At 62.2% G+C, this 23,903-nt stretch carries 17 protein-coding genes; 5 read left to right on the forward strand and 12 right to left on the reverse strand.

The genetic code is table 11. From position 1 onward, the window contains the following. Positions 1–2 precede the first annotated feature (2 nt). The 9 genes from GYB81_RS17115 to GYB81_RS17155 form a co-directional block, all read right to left on the reverse strand. Positions 3–2,090, reverse strand: coding sequence for an acyltransferase family protein (locus GYB81_RS17115; RefSeq protein ID WP_161897903.1), 2,088 nt, complete (start codon positions 2,088–2,090; stop codon positions 3–5). Further along, positions 2,087–5,815 carry a glycosyltransferase gene (locus GYB81_RS17120; protein WP_161897904.1) on the reverse strand — a complete coding sequence of 1,243 codons (3,729 nt, stop codon included), beginning with the start codon at positions 5,813–5,815 and terminating at the stop codon, positions 2,087–2,089. Before GYB81_RS17120 ends, GYB81_RS17115 begins: the two co-directional genes overlap by 4 nt. After that, positions 5,808–7,025 (reverse strand): ABC transporter ATP-binding protein, encoded by a 1,218-nt coding sequence (locus tag GYB81_RS17125; RefSeq protein WP_161897905.1) that lies wholly within the window; start codon positions 7,023–7,025, stop codon positions 5,808–5,810. The genes GYB81_RS17120 and GYB81_RS17125 overlap by 8 nt, the downstream gene beginning before the upstream one ends. After that, on the reverse strand, positions 7,022–7,816 hold the full coding sequence (locus GYB81_RS17130; protein WP_161864702.1) for an ABC transporter permease: 795 nt from the start codon (positions 7,814–7,816) through the stop codon (positions 7,022–7,024). The genes GYB81_RS17125 and GYB81_RS17130 overlap by 4 nt, the downstream gene beginning before the upstream one ends. An 83-nt stretch (positions 7,817–7,899) precedes the next feature. Next, a complete protein-coding gene (gene gmd / locus GYB81_RS17135) occupies positions 7,900–8,946 on the reverse strand; it encodes a GDP-mannose 4,6-dehydratase (RefSeq protein ID WP_161864703.1) in 1,047 nt (348 codons plus the stop codon). Further along, positions 8,943–10,328 (reverse strand): TolC family outer membrane protein, encoded by a 1,386-nt coding sequence (locus GYB81_RS17140; RefSeq protein ID WP_161864704.1) that lies wholly within the window; start codon positions 10,326–10,328, stop codon positions 8,943–8,945. The genes gmd and GYB81_RS17140 overlap by 4 nt, the downstream gene beginning before the upstream one ends. Beyond that, positions 10,328–11,644, reverse strand: coding sequence for an HlyD family type I secretion periplasmic adaptor subunit (locus GYB81_RS17145; protein WP_161864705.1), 1,317 nt, complete (start codon positions 11,642–11,644; stop codon positions 10,328–10,330). Before GYB81_RS17145 ends, GYB81_RS17140 begins: the two co-directional genes overlap by 1 nt. 12 nt (positions 11,645–11,656) lie before the next feature. Next, a complete protein-coding gene (locus GYB81_RS17150) occupies positions 11,657–13,375 on the reverse strand; it encodes a type I secretion system permease/ATPase (protein WP_161864706.1) in 1,719 nt (572 codons plus the stop codon). Between the two features lie 81 nt (positions 13,376–13,456). Further along, the gene (locus GYB81_RS17155) at positions 13,457–14,584 is read right to left on the reverse strand and encodes a glycosyltransferase family 4 protein (RefSeq protein WP_161864707.1); all 1,128 of its coding nucleotides are present in this window, start codon (positions 14,582–14,584) and stop codon (positions 13,457–13,459) included. A gap of 241 nt (positions 14,585–14,825) precedes the next feature. Here GYB81_RS17155 and GYB81_RS17160 point away from each other — a divergent pair, with 241 nt between their 5' ends. Further along, complete coding sequence (locus tag GYB81_RS17160; RefSeq protein ID WP_161897906.1) at positions 14,826–16,268, forward strand: TolC family outer membrane protein; 1,443 nt, start codon at positions 14,826–14,828, stop codon at positions 16,266–16,268. A gap of 376 nt (positions 16,269–16,644) precedes the next feature. Here GYB81_RS17160 and waaA read toward each other — a convergent pair whose 3' ends face one another. Together waaA and GYB81_RS17170 are read right to left on the reverse strand one after the other, a co-directional pair. Continuing rightward, a complete protein-coding gene (gene waaA, locus GYB81_RS17165; RefSeq protein WP_161897907.1) occupies positions 16,645–17,910 on the reverse strand; it encodes a lipid IV(A) 3-deoxy-D-manno-octulosonic acid transferase in 1,266 nt (421 codons plus the stop codon). Positions 17,911–17,953: 43 nt separating this feature from the next. Next, positions 17,954–18,841 carry a LysR family transcriptional regulator gene (locus tag GYB81_RS17170; RefSeq protein ID WP_161864710.1) on the reverse strand — a complete coding sequence of 296 codons (888 nt, stop codon included), beginning with the start codon at positions 18,839–18,841 and terminating at the stop codon, positions 17,954–17,956. Between the two features lie 88 nt (positions 18,842–18,929). Between GYB81_RS17170 and GYB81_RS17175 the strand changes: the two genes are divergently transcribed. From GYB81_RS17175 to GYB81_RS17190, 4 genes are all read left to right on the forward strand, one after another. Then, positions 18,930–19,262 carry a DMT family transporter gene (locus GYB81_RS17175; RefSeq protein WP_024306736.1) on the forward strand — a complete coding sequence of 111 codons (333 nt, stop codon included), beginning with the start codon at positions 18,930–18,932 and terminating at the stop codon, positions 19,260–19,262. A 62-nt stretch (positions 19,263–19,324) separates the two neighbouring features. Continuing rightward, positions 19,325–20,500: an NAD(P)/FAD-dependent oxidoreductase gene (locus tag GYB81_RS17180; protein WP_161864711.1), complete on the forward strand. Its 1,176-nt coding sequence runs from the start codon at positions 19,325–19,327 to the stop codon at positions 20,498–20,500. Then, positions 20,497–21,306, forward strand: a complete 810-nt coding sequence (locus GYB81_RS17185) for an aldo/keto reductase (RefSeq protein ID WP_161864712.1) — start codon at positions 20,497–20,499, stop codon at positions 21,304–21,306. The genes GYB81_RS17180 and GYB81_RS17185 overlap by 4 nt, the downstream gene beginning before the upstream one ends. Before the next feature lie 143 nt (positions 21,307–21,449). Next, positions 21,450–22,358, forward strand: coding sequence for a metal ABC transporter ATPase (locus GYB81_RS17190; RefSeq protein WP_161864713.1), 909 nt, complete (start codon positions 21,450–21,452; stop codon positions 22,356–22,358). A gap of 16 nt (positions 22,359–22,374) precedes the next feature. Here GYB81_RS17190 and GYB81_RS17195 read toward each other — a convergent pair whose 3' ends face one another. Continuing rightward, a complete protein-coding gene (locus GYB81_RS17195; protein ID WP_161864714.1) occupies positions 22,375–23,895 on the reverse strand; it encodes an AhpA/YtjB family protein in 1,521 nt (506 codons plus the stop codon). Positions 23,896–23,903 lie beyond the last annotated feature (8 nt).

The raw sequence follows: 23,903 nt of genomic DNA on the forward strand, positions 1-23,903 counted from the left end.
GCTCAGGGGGTGTGCTGCGCCAGGGGGTTGCCGAGGCGGGCGTTCATGTAGGTGCTGAAGTCTGCCAGCAGCCGGCTGTTGCCGTAACCACTAATGTGATCGGCGTCTAGGAACAGAGGCCTGGCGTCATGCCAAGCACTGCAGGTTTCGGCAGGGCACAGAATGGGGAAGGGGTCCCAGATGCCGATAGTGGGTAGCTGTCGCTGAATTTCGGCAAAGGCCGTCAAGACCGGCTGGCGATATTCCTGCAGTTGCTGCCGGGGGATTTCCAGGCCCTGCGCGCAGATCGGATTAGCCTGGTTGAACCAGTCGGTGCAACGGAACGGCGGCGCCTTGAACAGCGGCTTGGGTGCCTCGAAAACCACCTGTACGCCGCGCTCGGTAAATTCGCGCAGCATGACAATGGTTTCGTCCACGACCTGCCGGCGACCGGCATCGGCTTGCGCGCCGAACATGCCGTCGTAGGCTTGCTCCATGCCGAGGAAGGCCCACTGATCGGCGAACCTTGGCAGGCGTAGCGAGGGCAGGAAAAGAACATCTCCGGCCTTCAGATCGGTCAGGCTGTGGAGGACGTCGCGGGCGAACTGCCGGCAGGCTGGGTCGTTGTTCCAAGGTTGCAGACTGATGAAGGCGCACCCGCTTTTGACGTAGGCGTGCACGCGAATCGACTGTTCGATGGCGTACTGCTTGAACAAACCTTCGTAGGCCATGGCGTGGGAGTCGCCGATGACGTAGAGCACGCGCTCTTTCAGCGGGCGCGGCTCGGTGCAGCCGTGCGGAGTATAGAGCATCAGTGTGGCGCCATTGACCACTCGGTATTCGGGGTCGGCGATACAGCCTGGAAAGTCCCTGAAGCTGGATGCGCCGCGTGGATACCAGTCGTCCGGGGCACGGCTGACGCTGCTGAGTGACAGTTGCGGCTGTTTTTCATCGATATAGCGTGCCCCCGACCAGCCGGTCAGGATGATCAGCAGGCCGCAGGCGATCACTGCGGGCTGGGGCATGCGTCGGATAAAGGCGGCATGACGCACCGGCGTTTCGATCCAGCGGTAGGAGGCTATGGCCAGTCCCAATGCCAGTGCTACCGCGACGGTCCGCTGCAGCGGGGTTTCCAGCCCGACTGTCCAGCGGAACATGACGAAAACCGGCCAGTGCCAGAGATACAGTGAGTAGGAAATCCTGCCCACGGCCACAAGCGGGCGGCTGCCGAGCAGGCTGTGCAGCCGATGCAGGCCTGCGTGATGGTAGAGCAGCCCCAGCACGCCCAGCGTTCCCACGACGGCCAGCAAAGCGCCGGGCATTGGGAAGCGCTGGGGCGTCGATACGACGAAGGCGAGCAGCACCAGCATCAGCGACAGGCTGGCTGCAAGCGCGTAGAGCCAGGTGTGACGCGCCTCGCTGGTGCGTTCAGGCAGTTGGCTGAGCAACTGGTACAGCAGCACGCCTGCCGCCAGTTCCCAGAAGCGGGCCGGCGTCAGATAGTAGGCTTGGGTGGGGTTGGCCTGGCTCTGCCAGCCCGCGAGGACAACGGAAGCCGCTGCGGTGGCGGCAAACAACAGGACGGAGAGCTTGCGGCCGCGAGGGCCGGACAGCCAGGCGAGGAAGAGGAAGGGGAAGACCAGATAGAACTGCTCTTCGACGGCCAGCGACCAGGTATGGGTGTAGGGGTTGAATTCGGTGGTGGGCGCAAAGTAGTCCCGTCCGGTTTGCGCGAGGATGAAGTTGCTCAGGCCGAAGAAGGCATAGATGCCGGTGCGCTGATTGACTTCGCTAAGCCAGATGGAGGGTATGAACAGCGCGCTGACCAGGCTGGTCAGCAGCAGGCAGGTGATCAGGGCCGGAAAGATGCGGCGGATGCGACGGGCGTAGAAGTAGGCCAAGAACTGCCACAGGCCCTGGCCTTTGAAGCTGGCGATGGAGGCGCTGACGACGAAGCCGGAAATGACGAAAAACACGTCCACCCCGACAAACCCGCCGGGCAGCCACGGGCCGTGGAGGTGATAGACGAGGACCGAAAGCACGGCCAGCGCACGAAGACCGTCTATATAGGGGTAATAGCGCGCGGGGGTGCCCGTCGGTCCATGGCTCATGGATGCTGTTCTCTAGCGCGAAGCAATATCCGTTGCAGATTGTCGGCGCTTTGCTGCCAGGTCAGCCAGGGCATCTCAGTGGAGGCAGGCCTGAAACCGTCGAGCTGCCAGGCATTGATGGCTGCAGCCAGTTGTGCCGGGTTGTCAGCCTGGAAGTAGGCGGCATGCTCGCCAGCGACTTCGCGGAATACCGGGATGTCGCGCGCCAGGATGGGCAGGCCTTTCTGCGCCGCCTCGATCAGTGGCAGCCCGAAGCCTTCGTCTTCCGAGGCGGCGAGCAAGCCATCGGCTTCGGCGTACAGACGCTCCAGGAACTCGTCGCTGACGCCATCGAACCAGTGCAGGCGCTTGCCCATCTCCGGGTGTTGACGAAGTAGTTGCATTAGTTCGGGAATATCGCGGCGCTGGTTGTCGTCCAGATCCGTCCAGCCTTCGCGGCCTACGATCAGCAGGTTTATGTCCACGCCCTGTCGCCACAATTCACCGAACGCCTGAACCGCTTGCAGGTAGCCCTTGCGCGGCTCCAGCGTGCCGACCATCAGCACGCTGGGGCGCGCGGCGATGCTGGCGAACAGGCGCTCGGCGTTATCCGGGAGGCCGAGCGTGGGAGCGGAGCCGGAGAGGTCGGCGCCATGATGAGAGTAATCGATGGCCAGGGTTTCGGCTCGGGCCGGGCGCTCCTGGCGCAACCATGCTCGCAGCTCCTCGCTGACGGTACGGGTCACGCAAATAATGCCGTCGAGCGCGATGGCGTGTTCCAGCCAACGCCCGAAATGCTGCTGCGACTGTGCGGGAAAAAGTTCGGGACGTGTCACTGGCAGCAAATCGTGGAGCAACAGGTGGCAGCTCACGCCCTGCTCGCGCAGATGTTCGTACAATCCGCTCTGGCTGGCCCGTACCAGGGCCTCGCCGGAGTAGTCGAGGGCAATGAGGCGATCACCTGGGCGGCAGGCGATGCCGCGATCCGGCACGACGGCCTCGATGCCGAGCATGCGGCAGGTGTAGGCATTAGCCAGGCGATAGTGCCAGCGCCCATCCTGGTGTGTGAGGTAGACCGGCTCTACGCGATAGCCTTCTGGTGGCGATTGCAGCAGGGCAAGCGTCAGGGCGCGGGCAACCCGCTCGATGCCAGTGCGTCGTTCCGACTGCGCGGTGGCGGTGATATCGATGTAGATACACGGCTGGTGCAGGCTGATCGGCTGAGACGGCATCAACTGTTCGGCCACCGCCAGTAGGGTGTTTCGATGCAGCGGCTGAGGCAATTTGCCTAGCGCCTTGAGTTGCAGCTGGCGGCTGGCTTGCTGCTCGGCGATCACCCGGCTGATGGCTTGCTGATAGAGCGCCGCACAATGTTGCGGCGCGTGCTGCTGCTCGATGATTGCGCGCGCTCGCTGGCCAAGCGTCTGGCGCCGCTCGGCGTCATTGCCAAGCGCCTGCAGCGCGGCGGTCAGGGCTTCGTCGGTGAAGTCATCGGCAATGCGATAGACGCTGTCGCCGATGAGGTCGGCCATGCTGCCGTTGGCGTTGACGATGGTCGGTAGGCAGTGGTTCATGCAGTCGAGAACCGCAGCAGAGGTTTCCCCACGCGACAGTGCGCGCAACTGCACGGCCATGTCGGCGGCACCGAGATACAGCCGATAATGCTCGCTATCCACCCGGCCCGTGATGCGAATCCGATCCTGCAGGCCGCTCTGGGCAATGGCGGCACGCAATTTCTGTGCATAGGCGCTCTGGCCAAGTTCGCCTACGAAAATCAGGTAGCTGTTGTCATGCTGCGCCAGGGTGCTGGCCAGCCACGCCTGCAGCAGGCGGTGGTTGAGTTTGGTTTCGCCCAGTTGGCCGTAGCTGCACAGGATGAAGGCATCGGTGGGCAGGTGCAGCCTCTGGCGGATGACGTTCTTGTCACTCAGCGCGGCGGGCGCCCGTAGCAGAGGGATGGTGTGCCAGTCTGCGCCGGCGTGCGGCCCGTACCATTGCTGGGCAAGGCGAATGGACACCTCGCCATGAACGATGATCCCGGTCGCACTCTCGATGATGCTGCGGTTGAATGGGTAGGTGTAGGCGATCTGCGCGCTGCCAGCTCCCTCCAGGCATTCCCTGAGGGCCAGGTAACCATGGCTGTATTGCAGTTCGCGCAGTTTGACGCCACGGTGCTCGGGTAACTGTTCGAGCGCCCAGATCAGGCCGCTGAGGTAGAAATCATGCAGCACGACAATGCCGGGCACGTCGTCGAGCAGTGCCACCATCCAGTCGTGATAGGCCGAGTTGCCGATATGGTAGAGCACCGCATCGAAATCACCGGCGTGCTCACGTAACCAGGCCGCGTCATGAATCGGGTAGGTATCTGCCGGCTGCAGCGGGTCGAGCTTGGGCTGATTGACGATGACGTCGATACGATAGTGTTCTGCCAGTGCAGGTAACAGCTCGGCGCTGTAATCGGCGATGCCGGTGTGCTCGGGCGGCAGTGGCGATACGAATGCCAGGCGGGGCTTGCCTGCCGGCGCAGGACGGTCGACCTGCTGCAAGGAGGCCAGGTGGCGCTGCAGGCGCACGACCTGGGGCGCATAGCCATCCTGCAGGGTATCCTGCTGCAGGGCATTGCGGCTGAGGGCCAATTCCAGGCGTTGCAGCCTGGCATTGAGCGCTGGCATTCGGTTGAGTACTTTGCGTGCCGCGCCGGCAACGGTTGGGTTGCGTCGTGCACAGGCGATGGCCAGGCCAAGCGGTCGCAAGGCAAAGCGGGCAAGCCCGCGCATATTGCCATGGCGCATGAAGTCGGTGAACTCGCGCAGCGGCCGGGTGATGCGCCAGGAGCGGCTGCTGTAAATCTGTGCCAGCAGCGCCTCGGTACGCTCGATATGTTGCGCGTGCAGCGCATGGCGCTCGGCAAGTTGCTCGATCTGTGCCTGCAGGGCGCTCAGCTGTTGAGTGTGCCGGGCGTCCTGTTGCTCGCGCTGTTGCTCGCGCTGAAGCAGTTGCAGGTGCTGCTGGTCATGGCGCAGAGCCAGCGATTGCAGGCTGAGGCCATATTCATGTTGCAGCAGCGTGCTCAATTCATCATCGCTTCGCTCGCCTGCCTTGCGTGCGATGACGGCATAGTCCGGACTGGCTCCATACAGCACTTGCCAGAGGCCGATGAAGGCTTCGGGGTTATGCAGGGCCGGGTCCTCTTGCAGGCGCAGTATGCTGCTCTGCGGAAAGCCGGCGTGCTGGCAGAGGAACTCCAGAAACAACGAGGGAACGGGGCGTTGATGGGTCGGGTCCAGGTAGAAGCTGTTGGTGCCGACCAGCAGGTTCTCGCTATTGGGCGTTTCCATGATCAGCAGGCCGCCCGGTACGAGTACCCGACGTGCTTCGTCGATCAACTCGCGCAGGTAATCGAACTCCAGGTGTTCGACCACATGAAAGGCGGACACCAGATCCAGGCTCTCGGCCGGCAACTCGCGCAGGGCGCTGAGCGCGTCCTGATTGCGTGCCTGTAAGCCGGATTCATGGCAGGCTCGGAGCATTTCGTCATCGAGGTCGACCCCCTGCGCGCTGATGCCCTCGTCCTGCAAGACCCGCAGCCATTCACCACGACCGCAGCCAATATCGAAGCCCCGGGCCTTGGGGTTTTGCTGCCGCAGGGCTTGCAGAAAGGGCCGGTAGATGGCCAGGCGGCGCTGAATCTCGTCCACTGGCGCGCGAAAGCGCTCTTCCAGTGCTCGGTAAAAGGTGTCACTCATGGTGCTGTGTACACTCCAGATTCGCGCCTAGCCAGGCCACACCGGCAAACTCGGGGTGGCCCTGGTTGATGACTTCAAACATGATGGCGCGCTCCTGCCACGCATAATTGCGGTCGATATGACCGTTACGGCTGTGCAGGGCTAGCGTGATGGAATAGGTGCCGGGGCCGATGCTGGCATCGAACTCGAAGTCCCAGCACAGCTGTTGGCCGGGTTGGGGCGCCTCGGCGATCTGTTGCAGGTGGCGGGTATTGGTGCCGAATACATCCTGCCCGTAACGGTCCTTGATGAGAAAACCGATTACCACGTCAGGCACGGCCTGCTTGCAATGGGCAGTTACCCTCAGATTCACGCGCTGGCCGACGTCGATCTTTTCCACCGGTCGACCGTCGGCGAGCAACGAAATCTCACCGAATACCAATTCTCCCGTGCCCGATAGCAAGGCTTTGGCCTGCGGGTCGTAGGTGATCTTTTGCTCCTGGTGAGCAGCGAGCATGGCATTGTAGTAGTCCATCACCTGGTCGGGCTCGCCTTGCATGACTACGCGGCCATGTTCCAACAGGATGGCGCGGTCGCAGATGCTCTGGATGGCCTGCTTGTCGTGACTCACCAGCAATATGGTGGTGCCTTCACGAGAAAACTGGCGGATGCGCTCGAAGCTCTTGTGCTGGAAGTAGGCATCGCCCACCGACAGTGCCTCATCGACGATCAGTATGTCCGGGCGCCAGGCGGTAGCCACCGCGAATGCAAGACGCACCTGCATGCCGCTGGAGTAGGTGCGCACCGGCTGATCGATGTAATCACCGATTTCGGAAAACGCGTGGATGTCGTCTATCAGCTCAGTCACCTGCAGGGCCGTGTATCCCATCAGCCCGGCGACGTGATAGACGTTCTGGCGGCCACTGAGGTCCGGGTGGAAGCCCATGCCCAGCTCGAGAATGGCAGCGATGCGACCACGCACGGCGAGGCTGCCGACCGTCGGCTTGAGGGTGCCGGTGATGATCTTGAGCAGCGTGCTCTTGCCCGCGCCGTTGAGTCCTATGAGGCCGACGGTTTCACCGGCCCCGAGCGTGAAGGAGATATCACGCAGCGCCCAGTGCTCTTCGGCCCCCGGCGTGGGGATGCCCAGCCAGGACAATACGCGGTGGCGCTCGCGTCGGTATTGCCTGAACACTTTGCCCAGATTGGTTATCTGCAACATTGCACTCATAGTGCGTCCACCACTTCTTCAATGCCGCGGCGGTAGAGAAATACCGCCAGAATCATCGCCAGCACGGCGAACGCAACGGGGTAGAGTAACGCCGACAGATCAGGCGCCCGCCCGAATACCAGTACTGCCTGGTAGGCCTGAACGATCGCCGTGAGTGGGTTGTAGGAAAGTGCCAGTTGAGCGGTAGGTGGCATTACGTCAAGGGTATAGACGATAGGGGTCAGCCAGAAACCGAACTGCAGCCCGATTCCCACGAGCTGTCCTATGTCACGCATGAAGACGTTGAGAATGCTGATTGCCAGGCCGAGCCCGGCCGCCAGGAAGATTACCAACCCGTACAGCACAGGCAGCCAGATCAGGCTGGCTAAGACATTGTGGCCAAGTACGACGAAGATCAGCAGGATGGCCAGCAGAAGCAGCAGGTTATTGATGATGGCGCTCCCCAGCGCAGCGATGGGCAGGGCCAGCCTGGGAAACGCCATCTTCTTGATCAGGTTGCTGTTGTCGATGAATACGCCGAGGCTACGTCCGACGATGTCGGAAAACAGCGACCAGGCTAGAATCCCGGACATCAGGTAGATCGGGTAGGCATGCTCGGACTGCACGCCGGGAAACCTGGCCTGCATGAACATGGATAGTACGAATGCGTAAATGGCGGCCTGGGCCAGAGGCAGTAGAACGATCCATACAAGCCCCAGCCGGCTTCTGACCACTCGCGCCATGAACTCATTGCGAATCGAGCTCTTGATGAAATGGCGTGCGGACCATATTTGCGCGACTTTTCTGTTCAAACGGCAGGAAACCTCTGTGTTGAGACCGGCGCCGACGTTAGCGGGTCTCGTTAACGTCGGCTATGTAGCATCGGGGCGTTGGATCAGAAGGACTTGCCCGTTCTGACGCGCTCCAGATCCGCCTTGACCATCAGATCGCAAAGCTGCTCGAGGGTGGTATGCGGCTTCCAGCCAAGCACGTCCTGAGCCTTTTGCGGGTTGCCGATCAGCAGTTCCACCTCGGCGGGGCGGTAGAAGCGCGGGTTGACCTGTACCAGCGTCTTGCCGCTATTCACGTCGACGCCTCGCTCGTCTTCACCGCTGCCGCTCCACTCAAGCTGTATGTCCACGGCCTTGAACGCCATATTGACGAAATCACGCACGGTTTCGGTGCGATTGGTGGCGATAACGAAGGTGTCCGGCTCATCGGCCTGGAGCATGCGCCACATCAGGTCGACGTACTCCTTGGCGTAACCCCAGTCACGCTTGGCATCGAGGTTGCCAAGTTCCAGCATGTCCTGTTTGCCAAGGGCAATGCGGGCAACACTGTCGGTGATCTTGCGGGTGACGAACTCTTTGCCGCGCAGCGGAGATTCATGGTTGAAGAGGATGCCGCTGGTGCCGAAGATGTCGTAGGACTCGCGGTAGTTGATGGTCATCCAGTGTGCATACAGTTTGGCAACGCCGTAAGGGCTGCGCGGGTAGAACGGGGTCGACTCGACCTGCGGCGTTTCCTGGACCTTGCCGAACATCTCCGAGGTAGATGCCTGGTAGAAACGAATCTTCGGATTGATGATGCGAATCGCCTCGAGCATGTTCACGGCGCCCATGCCGGTGATCTCAGCGGTGGTCAGCGGTTGCCCAAAGGAAACGCCGACGAAGCTCTGTGCCGCGAGGTTGTAGACCTCGTCCGGCTCTGCCATCTGCAGAAGTCTGATGCTGGCGCTCAGGTCGGTGAGGTCATGCTCAACGAGTTCGAGGCTGGGATGCTCGGCGATGCCCAGTTCTTCGATACGCCAGAAATTCACCGAGCTGGTGCGGCGATAAGTGCCGAAAACCTTGTAGCCCTTCTCGATAAGAAAGGCAGCCAGATAGGCACCATCCTGCCCAGTGATACCGGTTATAACTGCGGTTCTACTATGCATGCTCATTCCGTTGTTTTCCGCTCGAGGGCACGCGCTTCTTCATTGCTCTGCGCAAGCCATTGATTGACATTTTCGATGCTGCTCTCGCTTAAACCACCAGCCCAGCGATTGAGAGACAGCAGGCCATTGATGAAGTCATATTGCGACTTGAGAAGGTCACGGCGTGCCTTGTATTCGTTCTGCACGCTGGTAAGCACGTCGACGGCATTGACCACGCCGAAGCTGAATCCTTTTTCGGCGGCAATGCTCGATTGCTCGGCAGATTCAAGTGCATTGCGCGAGGCTTTGACCTTCTCGACGCTTGCCTGGATGCTCAGATAGGCGCTGGTGGTTTCCTTCAGAATCTGCCTGCGCACCCCTTCGAGTTGCTGCTCGGCGGTAATTTGATCGTTATAGAGGGCGCGCACCCTGGCCGAGGTAGAGCCACCGCTGTAAAGCGGGATTTGCACACCAAGTGTGGCAACATAGGTGTCGGTTCGAGGGGCGAGGGTATTGTCATAACCCACATCGCTTCGTTGAGCGCTCAGCCCCAGGCTCAGGCTTGGGTAATGGCCGCCACGGGCCTCACGCAACGCAGCGTTGGCCGCGGAAACCCCGCTTTGCTGAGCCCTCAGGGCCGGGCTTGCATTCAACGCGCGCTCGGCCCAGGACTCCAGAGAGCCAGGCGGCACCTGGAGCTCGACATCTTCTCGGATTCGGCTCAGGCGCTCATTCACGGGGCGTCCTACCAGTTCGGCGAGCGCTTCGCGGCTCAGACGCACTTGGTTGCGTGCCTCGACCTCCTGCGCAGCCAGAGCATCGACACGAGCCTTGAGATCCAGCACGTCGGTGACCATTGCCATCTGGCGTGAATAGAGTGCATTGACTCGGTCAAGGTTCTTCTGAGTAGCACGGCGCTCAGCCATGACCAGTTCAAGTTCGTCGTCGGACGCCAGGGCTACGAAGTAACGTTGGGCCAGTTCGATAGTGGCCTCTGCCTGCGCATCGGTAGACTCGAATTCGCTCTGCTTGGCAAGTTCCTTGAATTTCTGATAACGCTCCCAGGCTTCCTTGTTGTAGAGGTGCTGGCTGAGGCTCAGAGCGTAGCGATCGTTGTTGTACTGCTCGCGAGTCCGTTCGTCATCGCGGCTGGTGCGGTTGAAGCTGGTGTTGGCGCTCACCTGCGGCAGCAGTGCTCCGAATGCTTCTCGCTCGCGCTCGCGCCCTGCCTGGGCGCGCGCGAAGGCCATGAGCACTCGTGGATCCTCCAGCCGCGACTCGCGATAGAGTTGCACCAGGTCGGCACTGTAGGTATTGGCGCTTACACCAGCGGATGCGGGCTCGGGGGCAGCGGCGTGAGCCGCAACACTGATACCTAATGTCAGCAGGAAAAACAGGCGGTGCATCATCAATCCTCGATCAGCGAGCGCGCTACCGCATTGGTGATCGGCTGCATGATGTATTGAAGAAGGGTGCGGTCACCTGTGTTGATGAGGACTTCGGCAGGCATTCCGGGCTGCAGTTTTAGCGAGCCCAGCGTCCGTGTACCTCTTTCGGTCAGGCTCACGCGAGCGAGGTAATACGGCATGCCCGTCTGCTCGTTGATCAGTCGGTCGCCAGAGACATGGTTGACTGTGCCTTCCATAACCGGAGTCGCGCTGCCAAACGCACTGAACCTGATGTCTGCGGTCTTGCCGGGCGCCACGCGGTCAATGTCCACAGGCGAGACCTGCGCTTCCACGACCAGATCGGAAACCGACGGCACGATATCCAGCAGAGGGGTCGCCGGGCTGACCACGCCCCCGATGGTGTGTACCTTCATGCCGATGATCATGCCGTCATCAGGGGCTCGGATCACGATCCGTCTGAGCCTTTCCTCTAGGGCCGACATGCGCTCCTGAAGGTCGAAAACGCGGGTCTGGACTTCAGCCAACTGGGCGACGACGTCCGAGCTGAAATCCTTGTTCAGTTGTACGATCTGCAGCTCCGTCTCGCTGATCTGCAGTTTTGTCTTGGTAATCTGCGAGCCGTGATCGGCTATCTCGGCGCGCTCCATGTCGAGCCGGCGCTGCTGATCGAGCAGGCGCTGCTTGTCGACGAAGCCTTCAGCTAGTAGCTCGGTGAGCTCGCCAATTTCGCCCTGATAGGATTTCTCAAGATTTCGTTTGGTCGCGATCATGGACTGCAGGCCGCGGATCTGCTCGTGCAACTGGCCTATGCGCTTCTCCAGCACGGAGACTTCGCCAAGGCGTGAGCCACGGCGCGCGTTGAATACCTGAGTCTCCCCCTCGCGAGCCTCACGGGCGCGCTGGCTGTTGATTTCCAGCATATTGCTGAAGTCAATCTCCGGCAGTTCGTCGCGCTCGGCACGCAGGCGTGCCTCCATGGCCTGGGCTGCGATCAACTGACTACTGATCATTCCGTACTCGGCACGCACTTGCGTGTCATCGAGCACTATCAGTGGGTCTCCGGCTTTCACGACATCGCCATCTCGAGCATGCAACTCCTTGACGATACCTCCCTCGAGATGTTGAACGGTCTTGCGGTAGGTTTGTACGGTGACGACGCCAGGTGCTAGCGCAGCGCTGCCAAGGGGCGCAAAGACAGCCCAGGTGCCGAACAGGCCAAACGCCACGAACACGATAAGCATACCTATGGTGCGAGGTTTGCGGTCGGAGATTGGCAGGTCGGAAAAACTGCTGTCGAGGGTTGGGGTGGTACTCATGTCTACCTCGGCTCAGCGGTTGATTGCAGCAGGCTTGGCGGCCTGAGCATTTTGTTGCTTGTTCAGTTCGGCTACTACCAGCTCGCGCGGGCCGTACAGCGCTATGGCGCCGTCGCGCAGCACCAGCAGACGGTCTAGTTGGTCTAGGATGCTGGTTCGATGAGTAATCACGAAAACAGTCGCGCCCCGTGCCTTGAGTATCTTGAGAGCCGCAGCGAGTGCGCGCTCCCCTACCTCGTCGAGGTTGGAGTTGGGCTCGTCGAGCACGATCAGCCGTGGGTCGCCATAGAGAGCACGAGCCAGGCCGATTCGCTGCCGCTGCCCCCCAGAAAGATTGACCCCGTCGCCACCGATCACCGTATCGTAGCCGTCAGGTAGCTGTAGGATCATTTCATGAACACCGGCAATGCGCGCTGCCTCTACGACCTTGCCTGCATCGAGGTCTCCGAATCTGGCGATGTTGTCGCCGATGGTGCCTTCGAAGAGTTCGATATCTTGTGGGAGATAGCCGACGTGTGGGCCTAGTTCACGTTTGTCCCAGGCATTGACGTCGGCGCCGTCGAGGCGCACGACACCGTGTTGAGGCGCCCACACACCGAGAAGTGCGCGAGCCAGGGTGGACTTGCCGGAGGCGCTGGGGCCTATCACTCCCACGACGGAGCCTGCTGCGGCGGCAAAGCTGACGTTGCGTATGATTGGAGCCTTACTTCCAGGCGCACTGATGATGAGGTTTTCTACGCGTACTTCGCCTTTTGGTGCAGGTAAGCTCATCCGTTCAGGTTCGGCCAGTTGCTCGTCCAGAATTTCGTTGAGGCGAGTGTATTGCGATCGCGCGCTAGTAAAGCCTTTCCAGCTGCCGATGATCATGTCGATGGGGGCCAGGGCGCGCCCGAGCAGGATCGAGCCGGCAATCATCAGCCCAGGATTCAATTCATGTTTGACCGCAAGGTACGCGCCAAGCCCCAACACCAGAGACTGAACGAATGTGCGGAAGGTCTTGGAAATGGAGCTGACCGTGCCGCCACTGTCGCTGGCCAGCGACTGTAGCAGGAGAACCTTTTTCTGACGCTGCGCCCACCTGGCCATGAGCGTTTCAAGCATCCCCATGGACTCGATGACTTCGGCGTTACGCAGGTTCTTCGTGGTATACAGATTGGCCGCGATATTCTGCTTATTGGCCTCGGCCAACGCCTTGCCGGTGAGCTTTTCATTCGCGAAGGCTAGTAGAAGCAAAATGATCGCACTGGCGATTGCCAGCCAGCCGAACCAGGGGTGAAAGAGGAACATCACGCCGACGTATATCGGCAGCCATGGGGCGTCGAAGAACGCGAACAGGCCATTGCTGGTGAGAAACTGTCGCAGTCCGGTGAGGTCGTTGAGTGGCTGAGCGGAGGCGTCCATGCCTCCACTGTCCAGCGCTCGCTTGAAGCTTGCGCGATAGACCTGACGGCTGAGCATGACATCCAGTTTTGTGCTGACACGCACCATGACTCTTGATCGCGCCCACTCGAGCGAGCCCATCGTGATCATCAGTACAGCCATGATGATGGTGAGCATAACCAGCGTAGAGATGCTTCCGCTGGTGACTACTCGGCCATAAACCTGGAGCATGTAGAACGAGGGCACAAGCATCAGGGCATTGACGAAGAAACTGAAAACGCCGACAGAGATAAAGCTGCCCTTGCATGTCTTGAGAGCAACCTTGAGGCTGTTTTCTTTAACCTGTTGCATCGTATGAGTACTGCCGAGATGTAAAAGCGGCGAAGTCTAGCATTAATGCGTCAGCGTCGGGAAACTCCAGCCCGCCATCTGTCAGGCCCTCGATTGAGCCTCGTCAATCGCATCATTGTAAACGGCAAGAGTGTTTTGCCACATCCGGTCAGCAGTGAACAATTGCTCGAAGCGCAGCCTAGCCTGCGAACCGAACCGCATACGTGCTACCTCGTCGCTCCAAAGACGCTGCATCGCTGCACGCAACGCCAGCGGTGAGGCAGGGGGCACGACCAGTCCGGTGAGTTCGTGCTGATTGACGTAAGTCGTTCCGCTGCCAATCTCACAGCTGATCATGGGTTTGCTCAGCATGGAGGCTTCTAGCAGTGAGATACCAAAGGCTTCTGACCTGAGATGCGAGGGGAATACCAGAGCTAGGGATAGTTGCAGCAGGCAAACCTTGTCTTGGTCATCAACGCGGCCTAAAAAAACAACGTTTTGCAGCTGGAGGCGAGCAGCCTGCTCTTTCAGCGCGCCTTCTTCAGGGCCACTGCCTACCACGACTAACGGATAGGCTGTCCCGCGCAACGCGTCCAGCAGGCTGGAAAGTCCTTTGTAGTAACGCAGTACGCCGACAAACAGGAAAAAATTCTGACCAACGCGCTTTCGCCAGTAATCCAGGCGCTCGGCTGAAGCCTGCGGGTAAGCGGAAACATTCAAGCCATAGGGGACCACAACCGTCTTGTCTGAGAAGGGGCGCAAGACCTCGCTGCTTTGCTGATAGTTAGGAGATGCGACCATGATGCGCTGTACGCTGTTCAAAAAGCGGTTCATCAGGGGGCGATACAGCTTGAGTAAGTATTGCTGGCGCACGATATCTGAGTGATAGCTAACGACGCTGGGGCGGCCATGCCGTGTACAGAAGTGCACTAGATCCATCATGGGCCAAGGAAAGTGAAAATGAATGACATCTGCGTCGCGTGCCATGGCCTGGAAACGCTTAAATACGTCCAGTGAGAGCCCGGTGGATGCGATCTGGAGATCTTGTCGGGCCCGGGTAACCTGATGATGTTCCACGCTGATTGTTTCCGGCGTTGGCTCGGGACTCAGTGTCAGAACTTGCGCTTGCACTCCGTTGGCGTGAGCCTGCTCGCACAGCTGAAAAATCACCTGTTCGATTCCGCCAGTGGTGTCTGGAAGGTAGGTTTTGAAAAAATGTAGAACGCGCATCGAACGGCCAGGCAAATAACCAACGGGCGCGCAGTTTCCAGTAAAGGTATCGCAACTTCAATAATGCGCATTCAATAGCATGGCTGGTGGTTTGCTGAATGCTGCGAAGGGACGAATTGTTGCGCGGGAGCAACATAGCTTGCCGCCAGCTAGACTTATGCCGCTTGCGGCGCGCTTGACCCCCGTCAGTGGCGCCCCGTAGCCTTGCCGATTACCGCCTATTCAAGGATCGACATCCATCATGTTGCGCAGACTTTCCCTGGCAATTGCCGTGGCCGCCGCTTCGGTGGGCCTGGTTCAGGCCGAAGAGGCCCCGCTGTCGAGCAAAACCGACCTGGTCACCGTGTATCAGGAGGCGGCAAGAAACAATGCCGACATCGCCGCCGCGCGTGCCGATTATCAGGCTCGCCTCGAAGTGGTGCCGCAGGCCCGTGCCGGCCTGCTGCCCAATTTGTCTGCCGGCGCCAACTACGGTGACACGCGCACCGAAGTCGATTCGCCCAGTGCCACTGTCTCGCGCAGCGGCCTGGTCTATCAGGCCAACCTCAGCCAGCCGCTGTTTCGCGCCGACCGCTGGTTCCAGCTGCAGGCGGCCGAGGCTACCAGCGAGCAAGCTGCGCTGGAGCTGTCGGCTACCGAGCAGAACCTGATTCTGCAGAGTGCCGAAACCTACTTCGCCGTGTTGCGTGCTCAGGACAACCTGGCGTCCACCAGGGCCGAAGAGGCGGCCTTCAAGCGTCAGCTGGACCAGGCCAACGAGCGTTTCGATGTCGGCCTTTCCGACAAGACCGATGTGCTCGAAGCGCAGGCCGGTTTCGATACGGCTCGGGCCAATCGCCTGCTCGCCGAGCGTGCGGTGGATGACGCCTTCGAAGCCCTGGTGACCCTGACCAACCGCGATTATGTGGCGGTCGAAGGCATCGTCCACACCCTGCCGGTGCTGGCGCCGACGCCGAACGATGCCAAGTCCTGGGTCGATACAGCCGCTGCGCAGAATCTCAACCTGCAGGCCAGCCTGTACGCCGTGACGGCCGCCGAAGAGAGCTTGCGTCAGCGCAAGGCTGGCCATGCGCCGACCCTCGACGCCGTGGCCAGCTACCAGAAGGGCGATAACGACAGCCTGGGCTTCACCAACTCCGGCGCCTTTGGCGCGCCGCGCTACAGTGGCGATGTCTCGCAGCGTTCCATCGGCCTGCAGCTGAACATCCCGATCTACAGCGGCGGCCTGACCAGCTCGCAGGTGCGCGAGGCCTACCAGCGTCTCGGGCAGACCGAGCAGCTGCGCGAAAGCCTGCGTCGCCAGGTGGTGCAGAACACCCGCAACCTGTTCCGCGCGGTGAACACCGATGTGGAAACCGTGCAGGCGCGGCGTCAGTCGATCATTTCCAACCAGAGTGCCCTGGAGGCCACCGAGATCGGCTATCAGGTCGGTACCCGCAACATCGTCGACGTGCTCGACGCCCAGCGTCAGCTGTACAGCGCCGTGCGCAACTACAACGATGCGCGCTACGACTACATCCTCAACAACCTGCGCCTGAAGCAGGCCGCCGGCACCCTCAGCCCGGCCGACCTGGAAGCGCTGGGCAGTTTCCTCAAGCCGGACTACAACCCGGACAAGGATTTCCTGCCGCCGGACTTGGCGTCTGCCGCCGAAGCACGCCTGCAGAACGCTCAGGATTTCTGAGTCAGGCGCAGAGACGAAAAAGCCCGACACGAGTCGTAATGCTGTTCACTTAAGGTTGCACACGTTTGGCTCCCCTCTCCCATTTATGGGAGAGGGGCTGGGGGAGAGGGCTGAAAACACCGCAAACCTGCCAGTTTCCCCCTCTCCCTAACCCTCTACCCAAAGGGGCGAGGGGACTAATCGCGTCCGACCATTTCTTATGTGAACAGCATTGCGACGCAAGTCGGGCTTTTGCTTTTAAGTGCGGTAGCGTATCTGGCAGAGCGTGGGTGGACCGGGCAGCGAACCGCTTCGGCCCACTAACAGCGGCCACTCCTGATGTGGTGGGCTGAAGCCCACCCTACCGAGTGACACCGTAGTCTGGATTGCATCCTGGTTAGATGAGAGTGCGCAAGCTTTCCAGCAGGCGCTCCAGCGCGCCTTGATTGGCCTTGAGTACGGAAAGGCCGGCCTGGCTCATACGCTGCATCTCGTCGGGTTCGCCCAGCAGTGCGGTGACCCTGCCTGCCAGTTGCTCGGCGTTTTCCACCTCGCTCAGGGCACCGGCTTCGCGCAACTGCGCAGCGATTTCCAGAAAGTTGAACAGATGCGGGCCGCTCAGCACGGGTTTGCCCAGGGCCGCCGGCTCCAGCAGGTTGTGCCCGCCGTTGGCCACCAGGCTGCCGCCGACGAAGGCGATGTCCGCCACTGCATAGAGAAACAGCAATTCACCCATGGTGTCGCCCAGCAGCACCTGGTCGCCAGGCTGGACAGCTTCGCCGGTGGAGCGACGGCGAGTCGTCATCCCCTGGCTCAGGCATAGATCATGGACCGCGTGGAAACGCTCGGGGTGGCGCGGCACCAGAATCAGCATGGCGTTGTCACGAGTCTTCAGCAACTGGTGATGAGCGCTGAGGATGATCTCGTCTTCACCCGCATGGGTGCTGGCGGCGATCCACACCGGGCGCTGTCCGGCCTGCCACTGACGACGCAGTTCGGCAGCCCGTTGCGGCAGCTGGGCATCGATCTTCAGGTCGAACTTGATCGAACCGGTCACTTCCACGCAGTCGGGCCGTGCCCCCAGCGTCAGGAAGCGCTGCGCCTCAGCCTCGGTCTGCACCGCGATCAGCGACAGTTCGGCGAGCATCGGCGCGGTGAGTTTGCCAAAGCGTGCATAGCCACGTGCCGAACGCTCGGACAGGCGCGCATTGGCCAGGGTCACCGGGATACCGCGTTTGGCGCACTGGTGAATATGGTTCGGCCACAGCTCGGTTTCCATCACCACCGCCAGACGTGGTTGTACGCGGTCGAGAAAGCGTGCGGCGGCCCACGGCAGGTCGTAGGGCAGGTAGCAGTGCTGCACGCTGTCGCCGAACAGCGCCTGGATGCGCTCGGAGCCGGTCGGCGTCATGCAGGTCACGGTGACTGGCAGCTCGGGATAACCTGCCTGCAGTGCGCGAATCATTGGCGCGGCGGCGATGCTTTCGCCCACCGATACCGCATGTACCCAGATGCCATCGGGTTTCATTGCCGGCAGGCCGAGGGAGAAGCGTTCGCTGATACGCCGAGCGTAGGCCGGCGCCTTGCGTGCGCGCAGCGCCAGGCGCAGGGCGATCAAGGGCAGGGCCAGGTGCAGCAGCAGGGTGTAGAGGAATCTGTTCATGGGCGCGCAGCTTAGCGTCGCCGGCGATGCGCTGGAAGGGCAGTCATGCCTGCGGCCGCAACAGTTCGCGCGCCAGGTAGTCGGCCAGCCAGCTGGCAGCGGGGCCGAGCGCGCCGTCGCGGCGGGTGACCAGTTCCACCACCAGCGGCAGCGGCGCCCAGTCGCTACGCAGCTCCTGCAGGTGGCCCTGGTAGGTTGGGTATTGCGCCACATGGCGCGGCAGCCAGGCCCAGCCAACGCCGCGAATCACCAGCTCGGCCATCACGTAGAAGCTGTCGGCGCGCCACACCAGCGGGCTGATCTGCTCGCCGCCGGGGTAGTGGCTGTCCTGCGGCGTCATCAGCAACTGGCGATGTTCGGCCAGGTCGCGACGTTCGACACTGGCGAGTCCGGCCAGCGGATGGTTCGGGCTGCATACCGTGACCATCTCGATGGTGCCCAGGCGCTGGCTCTCCAGCTCCCGCGGCATCTGTTCGTGGTGAAACAGAAGGCCCAGGTCCGCCTGGCGCTGCAACAGCTTGCGCGCCACGTCACCCTGTGCGCCGCTGGAAAGCTGCACTTCTAGCAGGGGGAAGGCGTCGGCGAGCGCCTCGAGGCTGGCCAGTACTGGCTGGTAAGGCATGGCCTCGTCCTGCGCCAGGCGCAGCCTTGCTTCCTCGCCGCGGGCCAGCCCCAGCGCACGGCCATCGAGGCGCTGGCATTGCTGTAACACGCTGCGCGCTTCCTCGAGCAGCGCCGTTCCCGCTTCGGTCAGTTGCGGCTGGCGCCCGCTGCTACGTTCGAACAGGGTGACGCCGAGATCGCTTTCGAGCAGGGCGATTGCGTTGCTGACGGCCGATTGCGCACGCCCGGTTTGTCGCGCCGCAGCGGAGAAGGATCGGCTCTCGGCGGTGCGAACGAACAGGTGAAGCTGGTCGAGATTCCAGTTCATGGCGACCTATCTCTAGAATAGATAGGTAATGACTTTATCCCATCATCGGGCAGCCTAGAATGGCGAGCATCTCTCAGGAGTCGCCATCATGCCCGGATACCTCTATCTCGCCATTGCCATCGCGGCCGAAGTGATCGCCACCACCTCGATGAAGGCGATCGACGGCTTCAGCAAACCCTTGCCGCTGCTGCTGGTGGTGGGCGGTTACGGCATTGCCTTCTGGATGCTGACGCTGGTGGTGCGCACCATCCCGGTAGGCGTTGCCTACGCGATCTGGGCCGGGTTGGGCATCGTGCTGGTCAGCGTCGCCGCGATGTTCATCTACCAGCAAAAGCTCGACCTGCCGGCCGTACTGGGCATGGGGCTGATCGTCAGTGGTGTGGTGGTGATCCAGCTGTTCTCGCAATCGACCGGGCATTGATGGCCGCGGGCGAGGAGACTGACGCGTTATACTGCGCGCCTGTTTTTCGCCGAGGCCCGTTCATGTCCCAGTCTCTCAGCACCGATGTCCTGATCGTTGGTGGCGGTATCGCCGGCCTCTGGCTCAACGCCCGCCTGCGTCAGCAGGGCTTTGCCAGCATTTTGGTGGAGCGCGGCAGCCTGGGCGGCGGGCAGAGCCTGAAATCGCAGGGCATCATCCATGGCGGCGCCAAGTATGCCCTGCATGGCGCGCTGACCGGCGCCTCCGAAGCCATCGCCGATATGCCGCGCCGCTGGCGCGAGGCGCTGGCCGGTACGGGCGAACTGGATTTGTCCGGCGTGCGTGTTCTCTCCGATGCCCATTACCTGTGGTCGCCCGGTACTCTGGCCGGCAACCTCACCAGTTTCTTCGCCAGCAAGGCGGTGCGCGGCCGAGTCGATCAGGTCAAGGGCGAGCAACTGCCGCCGGCGCTGCAGCATCCGAAGTTCAAGGGCAAGGTCTATCGTCTGGCCGAGCTGGTGCTCGACGTGCCGAGCCTGATCGCTCGCCTGGCCGAACTGGCCGGCGGCGGACTGCTGGCTGCCGAGCGTATCGAACCACTGCAGGAACATGGCGAGCTGTGCGGGCTGATCGTCGACGGCCGCGAGATTCGTGCACAGCGCGTGGTGCTTAGTGCTGGCGCCGGCAACGCCGAGCTGCTCGCGGCGTTGGGCATCGAGCAGCCGGCGCAGCAGTTGCGTCCCTTGCATATGGTGCTGGCCAAGGGGCCGGCGCTGAAGCCGCTGTACGCTCACTGCCTCGGCGGTGGGCCCAAGCCGCGGGTGACCGTCACCACCCATCCGGCGGCCGATGGCCAATGGGTCTGGTATCTGGGCGGCGATCTGGCTGAAGCCGATGGCGTCGCCCGCGACGAGGCGGCGCAGATCCAGGCCGCGCAGAAGGAAATGGCAGCGTTGCTGCCCTGGGTCGATCAGAGCCAGACGCGCTGGGCCACGCTGCGTGTGGATCGCGCCGAACCCGCGCAGTCGGGCCTGGTGCGCCCGGACAACGCCTTTCTCGCAGAACAGCAGCGCCTGCTGGTGGGTTGGCCAACCAAGCTGGCGCTGGCGCCGGACTTCGCCGATCGGGTGCTGGCCACGCTGCAGCGTGAACATGTGCAGCCGGCGGCTCATGCACCGCTGCCCGAGCTGCCACGCCCACCGCTGGGCCAGCCAGTCTGGGAGGCGCTGCTGCCATGACTACGTTGCACGGTCTGCATCGCCCGCTGGGCTCCACCGGTTTGCGGGTTTCGCCGCTGGGCCTCGGTACGGTCAAGCTCGGCCGCGACCAAGGTGTGAAGTACCCCAACGGCTTCACCATTCCCGACGACGCCCAGGCTCGTGCCCTGCTGAATCAGGCGCGCGAATTGGGCATCAATCTGATCGATACCGCGCCTGCCTATGGTATCAGCGAGCAGCGTCTCGGCCCGCTGCTGCGTGGCCAGCGTGATGAGTGGGTCATCGTCAGCAAGACCGGCGAAGAGTTCGAGCAGGGCCAGTCGCATTTCGACTTCTCGCCGGCGCATACCCGTCTATCGGTCGAGCGCAGCCTCAAACGCCTGGAAACCGACCGTATCGACCTGCTGCTGGTGCATTCCGACGGCAACGACCTGCGCGTGCTGCAAGACACCGGCGTCTATCAGACGCTGGCCGAGCTCAAGCGCGAAGGCAAGATTCTCGCCTACGGCATTTCCGGCAAGACCGTCGAGGGCGGGTTGCTGGCCCTGGAGCAGGGCGACTGCGCCATGGTCACCTATAACCTCGGCGAGCAGGGCGAGAAACCGGTATTGGACTACGCTGCCAGTCATGCCAAAGGCATTCTGATCAAGAAGGCGCTGGCCAGCGGCCACGCCTGCCTGGCCGAGGGTGTCGACCCGGTGCGCGCCAGTTTCGAGCTGATCTTCGCCCATCCGGGCGTCAGCAGCGCCATCGTCGGCACCATCACGCCTGCGCACCTGGCGGCCAATGTGGCAACCGTGGCCTCCGTGCTGCAAGGCCTTGGCTGAGGTTTCGGTCACGTCCTCTTACAGCCTTGGGTTGTATTGGTTGGCCGGCTTGGGGCAGCCTTGAGCGGTTTTCGCTTCAATCTGACCTCGCGTGAGCGCTGGCCGCCGAGCCGGCTCACACCCAGACGGAACAAGGAGTCGAGATGGCGCGTACGCTGATCCGCAAGGACCCGAGTAACTTCAAGACCCTACCGCTGTTCGTCGAAGCCAGCCCGGATGGGCTGAGCTACCAGAGCCTGGGGCAGCCGCTGAACTTCCAGCAGATGCTCGAACGCCGCCGCCCGGTCGAAGTGGCGGACAGCTCGCGTTTTTCCGTGGAGCTGGCCAACCTTGGCGTCTCGGTGCGCCTGACCCTGCGCCTGCAGGGGCGCGACTACTGGTTGCTGGTGCGTCAGCGCCGCCCTGATCGTGGCGACACCGTGCTCAAGCTGATTTCCGGCTACGTGCCGGCGCATGAGCTCAATCTGCCGCTGCTCACCGCCATTCAGGAAGTAGCCGAGGAATGCCTGCTGGAAAGCGCCGATGGCTGGCTGAGCGGGCGTTTCGCCGATACCTGGTTGCCTACGCCCTATCAGGGCACGCTGCGTTATCGCGAAGCCAGCCATTTTCGCCTCAGTCCCCTGTCCGGCGCCGCGCGTCCGGTGCAGTGCGGCAACCTGACCCTGCTGGAAAGACCGCGCGCCTACGTGCATCTGCCGACCGCGTCACTGCAACTGGTTTACGACCTGAGCCTGGAGCTGCCGCGCGATGCCCGTCAACTGAGCCTGTTCCATGTCGATGAGTGCCTGGAGGATGGCCGCCTGGTGGCGCGTCTGGAGCGTCGGCGGCCGGATATCTATCTGCTGGCGCTGCACCGGGGTGTGCCCAGTGGCGGTTTGTTCACCTTGCGCAAGGGTGAGCTGCAGGCCGCCAGCACACGCGGGGTGTGGCTATCGGAGAGCTTCGCCGAGCAGGATGGCTGGCTGGTGCGTGACGAGCGGGTTCGCTGGAAAGACTGGCTGCTGCGTTATGGTGTGAAGACGCCGCAGCGGCGCGCAATGGCCAGCGCCTAATGGGTGAAGCCGGGCGTCAGTGCGCCCGGCTGTCGTGCATGCGCGTCAGCTGTCGCTCCAGCAGCGCCGGATAAGGATCGAGCAGGCGCTCGACGCAGCTGGCCCCTTCAGGGCTGGCGATCGGACGGATGCGGGCGCGCTGACGCGCCAGGGCATCCTGCGCGACGCGCTGTTCCACCAGCAGCAGGTTGCGGCTGTGCTGCGACAAGGCCAGCGCGTCCAGGGCGCTGTCGCTGAGCAGCAGTTCGGCCTGGCCCAGGTCCTCCAGATCGCTGCCCAGAGTCAGACCCAGCTGCAGTTGCAGGGTGATACCGCTGTCGGCGACCTCGATCTGCAGGGCATGGCCCAGCGCGCGCATCAGCTCGCCGCAGCAGATGGCGTGGGTCAGGTAGTCCTCGCCGCACTCGCGCTCGTGGAACAGCATCAGGCTGCTGCCGTCCTTGAGGGTATGCAGTTGCCCCTGATACAGCGCAGCGGCCTGTTCCAGGCAGCCCCGGTAACGATCCAGCAGGTCCAGCAGGCGTGTACGCGGCAGGCGGCGCAGTTGCTCCTGGGCGCCGAGCTGAATGGCCAGTACGGCGCTGGCCCGCGACGGGCCTGGCACCTGGGCAGCGGGCACAGAAACTTCGGGCTCGTCGCGCAGATCGGCGAAGGGATCGTCCGGTTCTATCGAGTCGGGCCAGGGCTTGAGCGCTTCGTCGTCGCTGTCCAGTTCATCGAAAGCATGTCCGGCGCGAGGCTGTTCTGGCTCCTCGTCGAAACGCCCGTCGTCTTCTTCCGTGAGATAGTCGTCAACCTCATCGAGCAGCGGCTCGTCATCCAGCTCCGGCTCGGGTTCCGGCTTTTCCGGCACCAGGCGTGCCTGCAGCTGGCGCGCCAGGTCGCCGATCTCGTCGTTGCGCCCCGCGCCGGGGGCGGGATCGTCCGGATCACGCAGCCACAGGCGCATCTGCAGCAAAGGCGTGGAGATATGCCGGCCCAGGCGCATGCTCAGCGACAGGGTCAGGGCCAGCAGGATCAGGCTGAGAATGCCCATGCTCTGCAGGCTGATGGTCATCGGCTGCTGGAACTGACTCATGTCCAGACTGATGCGCAGCTGCCCGGCCATCACTTCCTGGAAGGTGATGGAGGTGGAATACAGGCCTTCGGTTTCGCCCAGCACGCTGCGAGTCGGGCGTGGGCCCGCTTCGGCGAGGATGCGGCTGTCCACGCTGTAGATGGCGGCATGGGCCACCAGCGGGTTCTTTGCCAGGTTACTGAGCAATACGTTGAGGCTGAGGATGTCGTTGGACACCAGCAGTTCGGTGGCCGAGGCCGCCGTCTGGGTGATCAGCGCCTGACCCAGCGCATCGGCCTGTTGCTGCATGGCCTGCTTGAACTGCATACCCATGACCCAGGCGTAGATGACCATCGCCAACGCCACCAGCAACAGGCTGTGGCTGGCGATGCGCAGCACCAGGGGCACCCGCCGCTGACGCAGCGCGTGGAAGATCATGATGAAGAAATTGTCGGGTTTGACGGGCGCGGGCCGGTTCACAGAGCACG

The organism is Pseudomonas yangonensis, assembly GCF_009932725.1.
In the GTDB taxonomy this organism is placed as follows: Bacteria; Pseudomonadota; Gammaproteobacteria; order Pseudomonadales; family Pseudomonadaceae; genus Aquipseudomonas; species Aquipseudomonas yangonensis.

Coding starts and splice junctions, on each gene's coding strand:
- GYB81_RS17115 (WP_161897903.1), bottom strand. CDS start 2,090: ATGAGCCATGGACCGACGGGCACCCCCGCGCGCTATTACCCCTATATA.
- GYB81_RS17190 (WP_161864713.1), top strand. CDS start 21,450: ATGGCGCGTACGCTGATCCGCAAGGACCCGAGTAACTTCAAGACCCTA.
- gmd (WP_161864703.1), bottom strand. CDS start 8,946: ATGAGCATGCATAGTAGAACCGCAGTTATAACCGGTATCACTGGGCAG.
- GYB81_RS17170 (WP_161864710.1), bottom strand. CDS start 18,841: ATGAACTGGAATCTCGACCAGCTTCACCTGTTCGTTCGCACCGCCGAG.
- GYB81_RS17120 (WP_161897904.1), bottom strand. CDS start 5,815: ATGAGTGACACCTTTTACCGAGCACTGGAAGAGCGCTTTCGCGCGCCA.
- GYB81_RS17125 (WP_161897905.1), bottom strand. CDS start 7,025: ATGAGTGCAATGTTGCAGATAACCAATCTGGGCAAAGTGTTCAGGCAA.
- waaA (WP_161897907.1), bottom strand. CDS start 17,910: ATGAACAGATTCCTCTACACCCTGCTGCTGCACCTGGCCCTGCCCTTG.
- GYB81_RS17155 (WP_161864707.1), bottom strand. CDS start 14,584: ATGCGCGTTCTACATTTTTTCAAAACCTACCTTCCAGACACCACTGGC.
- GYB81_RS17160 (WP_161897906.1), top strand. CDS start 14,826: ATGTTGCGCAGACTTTCCCTGGCAATTGCCGTGGCCGCCGCTTCGGTG.
- GYB81_RS17185 (WP_161864712.1), top strand. CDS start 20,497: ATGACTACGTTGCACGGTCTGCATCGCCCGCTGGGCTCCACCGGTTTG.
- GYB81_RS17180 (WP_161864711.1), top strand. CDS start 19,325: ATGTCCCAGTCTCTCAGCACCGATGTCCTGATCGTTGGTGGCGGTATC.
- GYB81_RS17150 (WP_161864706.1), bottom strand. CDS start 13,375: ATGCAACAGGTTAAAGAAAACAGCCTCAAGGTTGCTCTCAAGACATGC.
- GYB81_RS17145 (WP_161864705.1), bottom strand. CDS start 11,644: ATGAGTACCACCCCAACCCTCGACAGCAGTTTTTCCGACCTGCCAATC.
- GYB81_RS17140 (WP_161864704.1), bottom strand. CDS start 10,328: ATGATGCACCGCCTGTTTTTCCTGCTGACATTAGGTATCAGTGTTGCG.
- GYB81_RS17175 (WP_024306736.1), top strand. CDS start 18,930: ATGCCCGGATACCTCTATCTCGCCATTGCCATCGCGGCCGAAGTGATC.